Below are 13121 nucleotides of genomic sequence, written 5' to 3' on the forward strand. Positions count from 1 at the left end.
AGGCGGCCCGAGGTTGAGACCGGCGGGATTCGCCCCCGTCAGGCGGCGGTGCGCTCGCCGACCGGCCGCCGGCGCAGCGTGGCGCGCTCAAGCGCGGGCGGGGTGTAGGCCATGTCGAGCCGGCCGACGTCGGTGCCGGGCGCGACGATCGTGTCGATCTCGTCGAGGATCTTGTCGTCGAGGGTGATGCCGGCGCCTTCGAGCAGGTCGTCGAGCTGTTCCATGGTGCGCGGCCCGATGATGGCCGAGGTGACGCCGGGGTGGGCGATCGCGAACGCCATCGCGAGGTGGGTCAGCTTCATTCCGGCCTGTTCGGCGAGCGGGATGAGCCGCTCGACGACCTCGAGGCGGCGTTCGTCGCGGTAGTGCTTGAAGCCGTACCCGGCGCGGTGGGTGTCGGCCTGCCGCCCCTTGCGGAAGCGTCCGGTGAGCATGCCCTGGGCCAGCGGGCTCCAGACGAGCGTTCCCATTCCGTGGCGTTCGGTGACGGGCAGGATCTCGCGCTCGATGCCGCGGTTGAGGATCGAGTAGGTGGGCTGCTCGGTACGGAACCGTTCGAGGCCGCGGCGCTCGGCGGCCCACTGCGCTTCGACGATGTCGGAGGCGGGGAAGCACGACGATCCGATCGCGCGGACCTTGCCGCCGCGCACGAGGTCGGTCAGCGCGGACAGCGTCTCCTCGATGTCGACTGTCGGGTCGGGGCGGTGGACCTGGTAGAGGTCGACGTGGTCGGTCCCCAGGCGGCGCAGCGAGTTCTCGACCTCGGTGATGATCCAGCGCCGCGAGGTGCCGCGCCGGTTCGGGTCGTCACCCATCGGCCCCCACACCTTCGTGGCGAGCACGACGTCGTCGCGGCGGCCCTTGAGCGCCTTGCCGACGATCTCCTCGGACTCGCCCCGCGAGTACATGTCGGCCGTGTCGATGAAGTTGATGCCGGAGTCCAGGGCCTTGTGGATGATGCGGACGGAGTCTTCGTGGTCGGGGTTGCCGATGGCTCCGAACATCATCGCGCCCAGGCAGTAGGGGCTGACCTGGATGCCCGTGCGGCCCAGCGTGCGGTAGTGCATGGCTCTCCTCTGGCGGCGTACCATGGGATAAGCGGAACGGCTTATCACTTAGCCACTATATGGAACACCTTCTCACTTATGCAACCGGAGGTTCTCAGTGAGCGCGGCACCACCTGAGCGGGCCCGTCGCGTACGCGCCGACGCCCGGCGCAACATCGACGCGCTGCTCGACGCGGCCCGGGAGGTCTTCGCCACCTCGGGCGCGGACGCCCCGGTACGCGAGATCGCCGCCAGGGCCGGGGTCGGACTCGCCACCTTCTACCGCCATTTCCCGGAACGCTCCGACCTGATCAGTGCCGTCTTCCGGAACGAGGTCGACGCCTGCGCCGACACCGCGGCCACCCTGGCCACCGAGCACGAGCCGCTTGAGGCCCTCACCCGCTGGCTGCGGCGGTACACCGGGTTCATCGGGACCAAACGCGGGCTCGCCGCGGCCCTGCACTCCGGCAACCCCGCCTACGAACCGCTGCCCGTCTACTTCCAGCAGCGCTTCGAGCCCGCCCTCGGATCGCTGCTCGCCGCCTCGGCCGCCGCCGGTGAGATCCGCGGCGACGTCGAGCCCATGGAGCTCCTGCGCGCGGTGGCCAACCTGTGCCTGCCGGCCGAGGCGGACCTCGCCCATGCCGAGCGCATGGTCGCCCTGCTCATCGACGGACTGCGCTACGGAGCCGGGCCGGGGCCTCGGCCCGCCGTGCCGACGGCGGGCGAGGCCGTGACACGACCCTGACACGGCGAGGACGAGGGCCCTAGGGCTCCGTACGGGTCAGCCGGGCGGCCCGGCTCTCCAGGTAGCGCTGCTCGGGGAGGCTGGTGGTGCGGCGCGCGGCCTCCCGGTACCCGGCGCGGGCGGCCTCGCGGTCACCGGCCGTCTCCAGCAGGTGCGCGCGCACCGCGTGCAGGCGGTGGTGCCCGGCCATCCGCTCGTCGGCCTCCAGGGTCTTGAGCAGGGCGAGCCCGGCCTCCGGGCCCTCCACCATCGCGAGCGCGACGGCGTGGTTGAGCGTGACCATCGGGTTGGGGGCCAGGCGTTCGAGCAGCCGGTAGAGCGCGACGATCTGCGGCCAGTCCGTCTCCTCCGCGCGTACCGCCTCGGCGTGCACCGCGGCGATCGCCGCCTGGAGCTGGTACGGGCCGAGCGGGGCCCGCGCCAGCGCGCCGGTGACGAGCGCCACCCCCTCGGCGATCGACGTCCCGCTCCACAGGCTCCGGTCCTGCTCGGCGAGCGGGATGAGCGTGCCGCCGGGGCCGGTGCGCGCCGGACGCCGGGCGTCGGTGAGCACCATGAGGGCGAGCAGCCCGGTCACCTCGCCGTCGCCGGGCAGCAGCCCGTGCACCGCGCGGGTGAGCCTGATCGCCTCGCCGGTCAGCTCGCGGCGCTGCAGGTCCGGGCCCGAGGTGGCCGTGTAGCCCTCGTTGAAGATGAGGTAGAGCACGTGCAGGACCACTCGCAGCCGCTCGGCCCGTTCGGGCTCGGGGGGCGGCGCGAAGGGGATGCCCGTGCTCCTGATCCGCTGCTTGGTCCGGCTGATGCGCTGGGCCATGGTCGCCTCGGGGACGAGGAAGGCGCGGGCGATCTGCGCGGTGGTGAGGCCGCCGACGGCCCGCAGGGTGAGCGCGATCTGCGAGGCGGGGGTGAGGGCGGGGTGGCAGCACAGGAACAGCAGGGTCAGGGTGTCGTCCTGCCCGCCGGTGGGCTCGGCGTCGGCGGCGGGCGACAGGAACTCGTCGGCGGGCGCCCGCGCCGCGAGCATGCTCTCCCTGCGGTTGCGCGCGTACTCGCTGCGCAGCTCGTCGGTGAGCCTGCGGGTGGCGACCGTGATCAGCCAGCCTCGGGGGTTGTCCGGTGTGCCCTGCTCTGGCCACTGCAGGGTGGCGGCCAGCAGCGCCTCCTGTACGGCGTCCTCGCACGCGTCGAAGTGGCCGTGGCGCCGGACGAGCGCGCCGAGGACCTGCGGCGCCAGCTCGCGCAGCAGGTCCTCGGCCTTGGTGGGAGCGGTCACGCCTCGATGCCGGTCCCGTCCATGATCGGCCGTAGCTCCATCGCGCACAGCCGGGCGTCCGGCCAGCGCGCGGCGATCTCGACCGCCCGCTCGGGGGTCTCGCAGTCGATCACGCAGTATCCGGCGAGGTGCTCCTTGGCCTCCAGGAACGGGCCGTCGGTGGTCGCGGGGGCGCCGTCACGCACCTTCACGGTCTTGGTCTGCGAGGGATCGGCCAGCGCCTGCCCGCCGACCCACTCCCCGGAGTCGGTGAGCTCCTTCATGATGGCCCCGGCCTCGCCCATCAGGCCTTCGATCTCCTCTTTGGAGAGGGCCTCCCAGATCGCGGGGTTGCTGTAGATGAGCAGCATGTACTTCACGGTCTCGCTCCTCGTGCTCGCGGCGCCCGGTTCCGGCGCCTCTCACAGGCATGTCGGAGCGGGGGACCCGGTCTCGACATCCGTCCGTGCGGAATGGAGAGAAACTACCGGACCGGTTCCGGTGGCCGGTGCGGGGCTCTCGGGCCCGCACCGGCCGTACGAGGGGCTTGGCTCGGAGGGGGCGGACGATGCCGGTCCGCACCGGCTGTGCAGGTTCGGAAGGCGGGTTCAGAAGAAGGCCACGCGCCGGGGCAGGGAGCGGGTGTCGTCCTGCTGCGGCAGCAGCGCGTCGGCGCACTCCGGGCAGGCGAAGAGGGCGGTGCCGTCGGGAAGGCGGCCGATCCTGATCCGCGGGCGGGGCCACTTCTTGTGGCAGGCCACGCAGGCGTCGCCCTCACGCTGGGTGCGGGTCAGCCCCTCGGGATCGAAGGTCATCGTGACGTGTGCCGTTCTGGGCGGCCCCCAGTTCATCTACATACCTCCGGCGTGGAGACTCCTTGTTTTCTCCCGTGGCTCGGCCGCGGGGAGGACGTCGACACGTTTCCTGTCTTGATCGCGCACTTTCATATCGGAACCGTTATAACGCGGTCACGACCCGTGATCGCTGTGGCGGATGTCAAGCGGTGGTTAAATCACGGCCTACATGCGGGCCGCATAACGGCAAAAGGGACACTCAGCATCAAGCCGGGTGCCCCTTTTGGTGCCTTCTAAACGATCAGACCTCGTTCACGGCCTTCTCCAGGATCGCGAGGCCCTCCTCCAGGAGGTGGTCGGGGATGACGAGCGGCGGCAGGAAGCGCAGCACGTTGCCGTAGGTGCCCGCGGTCAGCACGACCAGGCCCTCGGCGTGGCACCTCCTGGCGATCTCGCCCGCCGCCGTGGGGTGCGGCTCCCGGGTGCCGGGGACGACCAGCTCGATGGCGATCATGGCGCCCCTGCCGCGTACGTCGCCGATCACCGGGTTCCTCTCGGCCAGCGCGCGCAGCCGGGGGAGCATGGTCTCGCCGATGCGGCGGGCCTTCCCGGTCAGGTCGTCGGCCTCGATGGTCTCCAGCACGCCCAGCGCCGCCTCGCAGGCGAGCGGGTTGCCGCCGTAGGTGCCGCCCAGCCCGCCCACGTGAACTCTGTCGAGGATCTCGGCGCGGCCGGTGACGGCGGCGAGCGGCAGGCCGCCCGCGATGCCCTTGGCGGTGACGATGATGTCGGGCACGATGCCCTCGTCCTCGCAGGCGAACAGGTGGCCGGTACGGGAGAAGCCGGTCTGGACCTCGTCGGCGACGAAGACGATGCCGTTGGCGCGGCAGAACTCCAGGATCCTCGGCAGGAAGCCCCTGGCGGGCTCGATGAAGCCGCCCTCGCCCGCGATCGGCTCGATCACCACGGCGGCGACGTTCTCGGCGCCGATCTCCTTGGTGATCTGGTCGATCGCCTGGGCGGCGGCCTCCTCGGCGCAGTTCTCCGGGCCGGTGGGCCAGCGGAACGGGTAGGCCAGCGGCACCCGGTAGACCTCTGGGGCGAACGGTCCGAAGCCGTGCTTGTACGGCATGTTCTTGGCCGTCAGCGTCATCGTCAGCAGGGTCCGGCCGTGGTAGCCGTGCTCGAAGACGACGACCGCCTGGCGGCCGGTGGCGTGCCGGGCGACCTTGACCGCGTTCTCCACGGCCTCTGCGCCGCTGTTGAGCAGGAAGGTGCGCTTCTCGTGGTCGCCGGGGGTGATCTCGTTGAGTCTCTCGGCGACCCGCACGTACGACTCGTACGGGGTGACCATGAAGCAGGTGTGGGTGAAGTCGGCGACCTGCCTGCTCACCCGTTCGACGACGCGCGGGGCGGAGTTGCCGACACCGGTCACCGCGATGCCGGACCCGAAGTCGATCAGCGAGTTGCCGTCGGCGTCGACCACGACACCGCCTCCGGCGCGCGTCACGAAGACGGGCAGCGTGGTGCCGATGCCCGGCGGTACGGCGGCCTGTTTGCGCGCGAGCAGCTCGCGGGATCGGGGGCCGGGGATCTCGGTGACGAGGCGGCGTTCCTGCGGAAGCGAGGGGCCGCCCTCGGTGACGGTGCTCATGATGTGAAGCTATGTCGCGAATGCCGGTGTGCCGATGATGCACTATGGCAAAATTGTCAGGGGCTGAATAGACATAACGTATAAAACGGGGGGTGGGGGTGGCGCCGAAGCTGAGTACCGTCGTGCGGCGGGCGCCGCTCGGGCTCGTCGTCCTCGCCGGGCGGGAGGCGCTCGACCGGCCGGTGCGCTGGGTGGCGGTCAGCGAGCTGGAGGATCCCACCCCGTTCCTTGAGGGCGGCGAGCTGGTCCTGACCACCGGCATGCGCCTGGACGCCCGCAACGCCGGTCCCTACGTCGAGCGCCTGGTCGCCAGGGGGGTCGCCGGGCTCGGGTTCGGGGTGGGGCTCGGGCACGAGACGATCCCCGGGGCGCTGGTCGAGGCCGCCGCGCGGGCCGGGCTGCCGCTGGTCGAGGTGCCGCGCGACACCCCGTTCGTCGCCATCGGCAAGACGGTCAGCGAGCTGATCGCCGCCGAGCAGTATGACGAGCTCAGCAGGGCCTTCGCCGCCCAGGGCCGCCTCACCCGCGCCGCGCTGCGCCCTGAGGGCCCCCGCGCGGTGATCGACCGGCTGGCCCGCGAACTGGGCGGCTGGGCGATTCTGCTCGACGAGGCGGGGACCGTACGGCACCTGGCGGGCAGGGGCGCGGCGACGGCCGCCGGGGACCTCGGCCCCGAGCTGGAGCGGCTGAGAAGGATCACGAGCCGGGGCGCCCCCGCGAGCGTGGCCCTCTCCTCGCCCGAGGAGCACGTCATCGTGCGCCCGCTCGGGGCCCGCCGGGTCAGGGGGTTCCTCGCCGTCGGCATCGGCCGGGCCTTCACCCCGGTCGCGCACACCGTGGTCAGCGCCGCCGCGTCCCTGCTGACGCTCGCCGTCGAGCACGGCGGGGAGCACCTGGCCGCCGAGCGCCGGGTCCGCTCCGCGGTGCTGCGGCTGCTGCTGGCCGGGCAGGTGGAGGCCGGGTGCGAGACGCTGGAGCGGCTGGGGGAGCGGCTCGACGGCGAACCGCTGGTGGCGGTCGCCTGCGCCGGTGAGCCGGAGGCGGTGCTGGAGGCCGCCGGGGGCGAGTTCGCGGCGGCCGACGGCGACAGGGTGGTCCTGCTGGTCCCGGTCTCGCGGGCCGGTGCCGTGGCCGAGGCGCTCGGCGAGCACGGCCCGGTCGGGGTCGGCGACCCGGCGGATCTCGGTGACCTGCGCGCGGGGCTCGACCAGGCCGACCGGGCGCTCGCCGCGGCCAGGCGCGGCACCGCGCGGGTGGTGCGCTTCGCCGACCTGGCCGGTCAGGGGCTGCTCTCCCTGCTCGCCCCCGACGTGGCGGAGGCGTTCTCCTCCGCGCTGCTCGCCCCGCTCAGGGCGTACGGCTCGCGCGCGGACCTGCTGGGGTCCCTGCGCGCCTACCTCGACTGCAACGGCCACTGGGACGCGGCGGCGCAGCGGCTCGGGGTGCACCGCCACACCCTGCGCTACCGCATGCGCCGGGTCGCGGAGCTGGTCGGCCGCGACCTTGAGGACCCCGCGGTCCGTGCCGAACTCTGGGTCGCCCTGGCCGTCGCCAAATGACGTCCGGCGGTGATCAGAGGTTCTGCCGGGAGCCGGAGACCGTCTTCGGGGCCGGTGGCCGCCGTCAGGGCCGGTGGCGGTCGACGACCAGGTAGCGGGAGATGACGGCGTAGGTGACCGTCTCGTAGGTGCCGCTGTCGCGCAGGTGCCCGGCACGTTCCAGGCTGATCGCGCCCTGCGCGGCGGCCCACACGGCGTCGGCGATCTTCCTGGGCTGGGTGGGGACGATGTACCCGGCCGAGATGCAGTCGGCGATCACCCGGTCGATGATGTTCAGCGCCGCGCGGGCGAGGGTCCTGGCCCGCTCGCTCGGCACGAAGCCGGGGATCGCGCGCTCGAACATCAGCGCGTAGTAGCCGGGCTCGTCCAGCGCGGCCTCCCGGTAGACGGGTCCCAGCGCGATGAGGTGCTCCAGGGCGTCCCTGCGCGAGGGCACGGCCTCCAGGCGACGCCGGAAGCGCTCGAAGCCTTCCAGGTACAGCGCCTCGGCCAGGCCCTCCTTGCTGCCGAACATGGTGTAGATGACGGTCGTCGAGCATCCCGCCTCGGTGGCGATGCGGCGCATCGACAGGCTCTCCGGCCCGATGGTGACCAGCAGCTGGCTGGCGACGTCGAGCAGCCTGGTGCGAAGCTCGTCCTGAGATGCCCGCTCACCGACCAGGTAGGCACCCTGAAGGCCGCGCGGCGCCGAGGAGGTCATGCGCCCACGCCCTTCCAGTCTCATCGTCCAACCGGTGACTTAGCCAGGGTGAAGATCATTCAAACCGGCCCCTTGTAAGGAATATCCCTGAATACCCCTGTTTTCGTTACAGGGCGGGGATGGAAGGGTTTTATGCGGAACGGCGTACCGATTTGGGGCTGTTGTGCGAAGTGGAGTAAGGCCGCTCCCGCGCCGGTGACATAGCGTCGGGGTATGGACGTGCGCCCCTTCTGGCTCGCCGGACGCCCCGCCACGGGCGAGGCCGAGCTCACCGTGACCAACCCGCACGACGGCCGCGTCGTCGCCGTCTGCTCCGTGCCGACCGACGGCCAGGTCGAGGAGGCCGTCGCCGCCGCCGCGGCCGTACGGAAACAGGCGGCCGCGCTCCCGATCCACGTGCGGGCCGAGGCCCTCGCGCACGTCTCGCGCCGCCTGGCCGAGCGCGCCGACGAGATCGCCGCTCTGATCACCGCGGAGAACGGCAAGCCGATCTTCTGGGCCCGCGGCGAGGTCGGCCGCGCGGTCTCCACCTTCAGGTTCGCGGCCGAGGAGACCCGCCGCCTCGGCGGCGAGACCGTGCGCCTGGACACCGAGGCCGCCTCCGCGGGCCGCCTCGCCTACGTCTCCCGGGTCCCGCACGGCCCGATCCTGGGCATCAGCCCGTTCAACTTCCCGCTCAACCTGGTGGCGCACAAGGTGGCCCCCGCCATCGCCGTCGGCGCCCCGATCGTCCTCAAGCCCGCCCCGGCGACCCCGGTCTCCTCGCTGGTCCTGGGCGAGATCCTGGCCGAGACCGACCTGCCGGAGGGCATGTTCTCCGTGCTGCCCGTGCCCAACGACCGCGCCGCCGCGCTGGTCGAGGACCCGCGCCTGCCGGTCGTCTCCTTCACGGGCTCCGCGCCCGTGGGGTACGCGATCATCGACCGCGTCCCGCGCAAGCACGTGACCCTGGAGCTCGGCGGCAACGCCGCCGCGGTCGTGCTCGCCGACGCCGACCTCGACTGGGCCGCCTCGCGGATCGCGCTGTTCTCCAACTACCAGGCCGGTCAGAGCTGCATCGCCGTCCAGCGGGTGATCGTCGAGGCGTCGGTCCACGACGACTTCGTGGCCAGGCTCGTCCCGGCCGTCGAGGCCCTGGTCACCGGCGACCCCGCCGACGAGAAGACGCAGGTCGGCCCGCTCGTGTCGGCCGAGGCCGCCGAGCGCGTGGAGGAGTGGGTCGGCGAGGCCGTCGCGGCGGGCGCCCGGCTGCTGACCGGCGGCACCCGCGACGGCGCCACGTTCGCGCCGACCGTGCTCGCCGACGTACCGGCCGACGCCAAGGTCTGCCGCGAGGAGGTCTTCGGCCCCGTGATGGTCGTCCAGAAGGTGTCCGGCGTGGACGAGGCGTTCGCCGCGGTGAACGACTCCAGGTACGGGCTGCAGGCCGGGGTGTTCACCCGCAGCCTCGACAACGCCTTCCGGGCCAACCGGGAGCTTGAGGTCGGCGGTGTGATCATCGGTGACGTGCCGTCGTACCGTGCCGACCAGATGCCCTACGGGGGGGTCAAGGACTCGGGCGTCGGGCGTGAGGGCCTCCGCTCGGCCATCGCCGACTTCACCTACGAGAAGGTCATGGTCCTCACCGGCCTGACCCTCTGAGCCCGGACCGGCCGCGCCTTCGCGCCGGGGTCACGACGCGGAGGCGGTGGCGTAGAGGGCCTTGGCGGAGTCGCCGAAGTAGGGGCCGTACATGGTCCGGCGGTCGTCGCTGTACTTGAAACTGCTGACCGAGACGATCGTGCCCCGGCCGGTGGAGGCGTCGAAGCCGCTCAGCCAGGGGCCCCCGCTGGATCCGGCGGTCATGTCGCAGCGCATGCCCTGGTCGCCGGTCTGCTCGTTCGGGTCGTCGCGGAGCGGGCCCGCGCAGTAGACCAGGTGCTCGCCGTCGTAGGGCGTGTCGGCGGGGAAGCCGAAGCCGCTGGCGAGGCGCCCCCGGGGAGCGCCGAAGGCGATGTCCTGGCCGCCGACGACGTCGCCGAGGTGCCTGCCGCCGCTGGTGTTGACCGCGACCATGCCGATGTCGTGGCTGTCGTCGCCCTCGCGCGACCAGGGTCCCGCGACGAACATGCGGCGCGCGGTGTACTGCCCGTACGGGCGCCGTCCCTGGCTGTAGCCGGGGACGAAGGTCCAGTTGTCGGCCCAGGCGCCGCTGCCGTCCTTGACGCAGTGCCCGGCGGTCACCACCAGGTCCTTGCTGGCGCTCCTGACCGAGCTCGCCGAGCACACGAAGTCGCTGCCCTTGATGGTGAGGAACACCCGCCCCGTGGTGCGTGCCACCGCCCCGCCGGAGATCCAGCGGGCGCCCGCGGTGCGGGACGGGACGCCGTGCGGGCTCCGGCGGGGGGCCGCCACCCCCTGCCCGGCGGCGGAGAGCCGCCTGAGCACCCCGGTGGCCCTGGCGAGCCGGTCGACGGGGAGCGCCGAGGCCATCCGGCGGGGGGTCCAGTAACCGAGCACGCGTTCCCGCTCCGACGCGGTGGGAGCGGTCGCGTGCTCGACGACGTCCGGCACGCCGGACGTGGCTTCGTAGGGGATTCGGGGGAATGGTGTGATCAGGGTTGTCGCGGCCCGCTGCCCGGACTCGGTGGCCGTCTGCCGGGTGGCCGTCGCGCCGGTCGTCGGGGCGCTCAGCAACCCGGCGACGAGCGGGGCGGCCGCAAGCAGGGGGAGGCTTGAGGTCATGAGACCCGAGTTTGCACTACGAGGGGTGTTCTTGTGATTACTTCTGGTGAATATCAGGGGGTGTCGGTGGTCTGGGCCGCCTCGTAGACGGCCTGCGCCTCGGTCCCGAAGTAGGGGCCGAACATCCATCCGGCGGCGAAGCCGTACTTGAAGCTGTTCACCGAGTTCAGGGTGCCCAGGCCGGTGCGCTCGTTGAAGGTGAGGAACCAGGGGCCGCCGCTCGACCCGCCGGTCATGTCGCAGTTCAGCCCGATGTCGCGGGACATCAGGAAGTCGTCGAACGCGCGCCCGGCGCAGTAGACCAGCTTGGAACCGTCATATGGGCTGGCCGCCGGGTAGCCGAACGAGTGCATCTGCTGGCGGCGCCCCTGGTTGAAGGAGACGCCCTGGCCGCCGACCACGTCGGTCAGCGACTTCCCGTTCAGCGGGGCCACCACGGCCGAGGCCACGTCGTAGTTGACGTCCTCGGTGTTGTTCCACTGCGGGGTGGTGTAGAGGGTGGTCGCCACCCACGTGCCGTACGGCCGGTTGCCGTTCTGGTAGCCCGGCACGAACACCCAGTTGCTGTGGAAGGCGCCGCCCATCCTCACGCAGTGCCCCGCTGTGATCACGGTGCTGCTGTTCTCGCTGGTCACCGCGCTCGCCGAGCATGAGGCGTTGCGGCCCTGGTAGGTGAAGAACACCCGGCCCGCGGTCTTGACGATCGCCCCGCCGCGGGTCCACGCCGCGCCGGTGGAGGAGCGGGCCGCCGCCGAGCCCTTGGTGGCCGTGACGGTGTCGCCGTCGGGCTCGGTCGCGGGGACGGAGACGGGGTCGGCCGCGGTCTGGGCCGCGATCGCCCCGGCGGTGAGCCGGGCGCCGTCCTTCTCAGGGACGAGGGCGGCGAGCGGCTTGGCCGCCTCCATCTTCGCCTCGGTCCAGTAGCGCTGGACGGTCTGCTGCTCCTTCTTGGTGTCGGCCGCCTCCTTCTCGACCGGCTCCTTCCCGGCCGGATCGGGAACGGCTCGCGCCGGGGTGACGCCGCCCCCGTTCGGGCCCGCTGTGCTCGCCGGTGCGCCCGCGGTGGTGTCCGCCGCGGTGTTCGCGGTGGTCGCGGTGGTGTTCGCCGTGGCGCCGTGCGCGATCGTCGCGGGGAGCAGGGTGCTTCCCGCGATGGCGGTGAGAATGGGGACGAGCCGTGCCGTGCGCCGCATATGTACCTCCCGAGGGCCTGTTGCTGTTCCGGGAAGCTAGTGCGCTCTACGCACGCATTTCTCAGGCTTTACAACTATTGATATGACTAAATTCGGACTTAAATGCCGCCTTTTATCGCGTGTTTCACGGCTAACAGATTTTCGCGGTGATCCGGCATGATCCAGACCGATCCGGCCGCGCCAGCCCTCGTACGGCCTTGTACGCCCTCGTACGGCCGATTCGACAGCGTGGTCCGAGCCGGGAGAATGGGGCGGTGCAGCCAGACACCGTCCGTTCCGTCGTCCTGCTCGGCTCGACCGGGTCCATCGGGACCCAGTCCCTCGACGTCATCGCCCGCAACCCCGGCAGGTTCCGGGTGGCCGCGCTGGCCGCCTACGGCGGCCGGATCGACCTGCTGGCCAGGCAGGCGGCCGAGTTCCGGCCCGACGTGGTCGCCGTCGCCGACCCCTCCGCGGTGCCGGAGCTGCGCGAGGCCCTCGCCGCGCACGGGGCGGGCGCGCGGGTGCTGGCCGGGCCCGAGGGGGTGGCGGAGGCCGCCGCCTGGCCCGCCGACGTCGTCCTCAACGGCATCACCGGGGCGCTGGGGCTGACCTCCACCCTGGCCGCGCTGGAGGCGGGCCGGACGCTCGCGCTCGCCAACAAGGAGTCGCTGATCGTCGGCGGGCCGCTTGTGAAGCGCCTGGCCAAGCCCGGCCAGCTGATCCCGGTCGACTCCGAGCACGCCGCGCTGGCCCAGTGCCTGTGGGCCGCGGGGCCCACCGGGCCCGACGCCTCCGCCGTGCGCCGCCTGGTCGTCACCGCGAGCGGCGGGCCCTTCCGCGGCAGGTCGCGAGCGGACCTCGCGGACGTCACCCCCGAGCAGGCCCTCGCCCACCCCACCTGGTCGATGGGGCCGGTCATCACGGTGAATTCCGCCACACTCGTCAACAAGGGCCTGGAGGTCATCGAGGCCCACCTGCTCTTCGACATCGGCTTCGACCGCATCGAGGTCGTCGTCCACCCGCAGTCGGTCATCCACTCGATGGTCGAGTTCGTCGACGGCTCGACCATTGCCCAGGCCAGCCCGCCGGACATGCGCCTGCCCATCGCGCTCGCCCTCGGCTGGCCCGAACGGGTCGCCGACGCCTCCCCGGCGGTCGACTGGACCACCGCCCACACCTGGACGTTCGAGCCGCTCGACGACGGGGCGTTCCCCGCCGTCGCGCTGGCCCGGCACGTCGGCGAGGCCGGAGGCACGGCCCCGGCCGTCTACAACGCCGCCAACGAGGTCTGCGTCGAGGCCTTCATGGCCGGGCGCCTCCCCTTCCTCGGCATCGTCGACACCGTGGCGGCGGTGGTCTCCGAACACACCGTGACGGGGGCCGGTTCGGTCGCCGAGGTGCTCGACGCCGACTCCTGGGCACGGATACGGGCACGGGAGTTCACCGGGACTGCCTAGACTGGTGAGCGT

12 protein-coding genes are annotated in these 13121 nt (G+C 72.2%); 4 read left to right on the forward strand and 8 right to left on the reverse strand.

Going from position 1 to position 13121, the window contains the following annotated elements; translation table 11 throughout:
- Positions 1-38: 38 nt before the first annotated feature.
- Complete coding sequence (locus ACW9TB_RS31580) at positions 39-1067, reverse strand: aldo/keto reductase (RefSeq protein WP_472751747.1); 1029 nt, start codon at positions 1065-1067, stop codon at positions 39-41.
- Positions 1068-1164: 97 nt separating this feature from the next.
- Between ACW9TB_RS31580 and ACW9TB_RS31585 the strand changes: the two genes are divergently transcribed.
- Entirely contained in the window at positions 1165-1794 is a 630-nt protein-coding gene (locus ACW9TB_RS31585) for a TetR/AcrR family transcriptional regulator (RefSeq protein ID WP_472751748.1), read from the forward strand.
- A 19-nt stretch (positions 1795-1813) separates the two neighbouring features.
- Here ACW9TB_RS31585 and ACW9TB_RS31590 read toward each other — a convergent pair whose 3' ends face one another.
- The 4 genes from ACW9TB_RS31590 to gabT all read right to left on the reverse strand — a co-directional run bounded on the left by ACW9TB_RS31590 (position 1814) and on the right by gabT (position 5494).
- Positions 1814-3067, reverse strand: coding sequence for an RNA polymerase sigma factor (locus ACW9TB_RS31590; protein ID WP_472751749.1), 1254 nt, complete (start codon positions 3065-3067; stop codon positions 1814-1816).
- The gene (locus ACW9TB_RS31595) at positions 3064-3417 is read right to left on the reverse strand and encodes a YciI family protein (protein ID WP_472751808.1); all 354 of its coding nucleotides are present in this window, start codon (positions 3415-3417) and stop codon (positions 3064-3066) included. The genes ACW9TB_RS31590 and ACW9TB_RS31595 overlap by 4 nt, the downstream gene beginning before the upstream one ends.
- 237 nt (positions 3418-3654) lie before the next feature.
- Positions 3655-3897 carry a hypothetical protein gene (locus ACW9TB_RS31600; RefSeq protein WP_344920498.1) on the reverse strand — a complete coding sequence of 81 codons (243 nt, stop codon included), beginning with the start codon at positions 3895-3897 and terminating at the stop codon, positions 3655-3657.
- Positions 3898-4141: 244 nt separating this feature from the next.
- A complete protein-coding gene (gabT, locus tag ACW9TB_RS31605) occupies positions 4142-5494 on the reverse strand; it encodes a 4-aminobutyrate--2-oxoglutarate transaminase (RefSeq protein WP_472751750.1) in 1353 nt (450 codons plus the stop codon).
- A gap of 98 nt (positions 5495-5592) precedes the next feature.
- On the opposite strand from gabT, the gene ACW9TB_RS31610 reads away from it, so the two are divergent.
- Entirely contained in the window at positions 5593-7053 is a 1461-nt protein-coding gene (locus ACW9TB_RS31610; protein WP_472751751.1) for a PucR family transcriptional regulator, read from the forward strand.
- 64 nt (positions 7054-7117) lie between these two features.
- Here the strand turns inward: ACW9TB_RS31610 and ACW9TB_RS31615 are convergent, their stop codons facing one another.
- On the reverse strand, positions 7118-7753 hold the full coding sequence (locus tag ACW9TB_RS31615) for a TetR/AcrR family transcriptional regulator (protein WP_472751752.1): 636 nt from the start codon (positions 7751-7753) through the stop codon (positions 7118-7120).
- Between the two features lie 213 nt (positions 7754-7966).
- On the opposite strand from ACW9TB_RS31615, the gene ACW9TB_RS31620 reads away from it, so the two are divergent.
- On the forward strand, positions 7967-9394 hold the full coding sequence (locus ACW9TB_RS31620; RefSeq protein ID WP_472751753.1) for an aldehyde dehydrogenase family protein: 1428 nt from the start codon (positions 7967-7969) through the stop codon (positions 9392-9394).
- Positions 9395-9424: 30 nt separating this feature from the next.
- On the opposite strand, the gene ACW9TB_RS31625 is transcribed toward ACW9TB_RS31620, so the two are convergent.
- Positions 9425-10477 (reverse strand): trypsin-like serine peptidase, encoded by a 1053-nt coding sequence (locus ACW9TB_RS31625; RefSeq protein ID WP_472751754.1) that lies wholly within the window; start codon positions 10475-10477, stop codon positions 9425-9427.
- A 53-nt stretch (positions 10478-10530) separates the two neighbouring features.
- On the reverse strand, positions 10531-11670 hold the full coding sequence (locus tag ACW9TB_RS31630) for a trypsin-like serine peptidase (protein WP_472751755.1): 1140 nt from the start codon (positions 11668-11670) through the stop codon (positions 10531-10533).
- Between the two features lie 254 nt (positions 11671-11924).
- Between ACW9TB_RS31630 and dxr the strand changes: the two genes are divergently transcribed.
- Positions 11925-13109: a 1-deoxy-D-xylulose-5-phosphate reductoisomerase gene (gene dxr, locus ACW9TB_RS31635; RefSeq protein WP_472751756.1), complete on the forward strand. Its 1185-nt coding sequence runs from the start codon at positions 11925-11927 to the stop codon at positions 13107-13109.
- Positions 13110-13121 lie beyond the last annotated feature (12 nt).

This window comes from Streptosporangium sp. H13245, assembly GCF_055690525.1.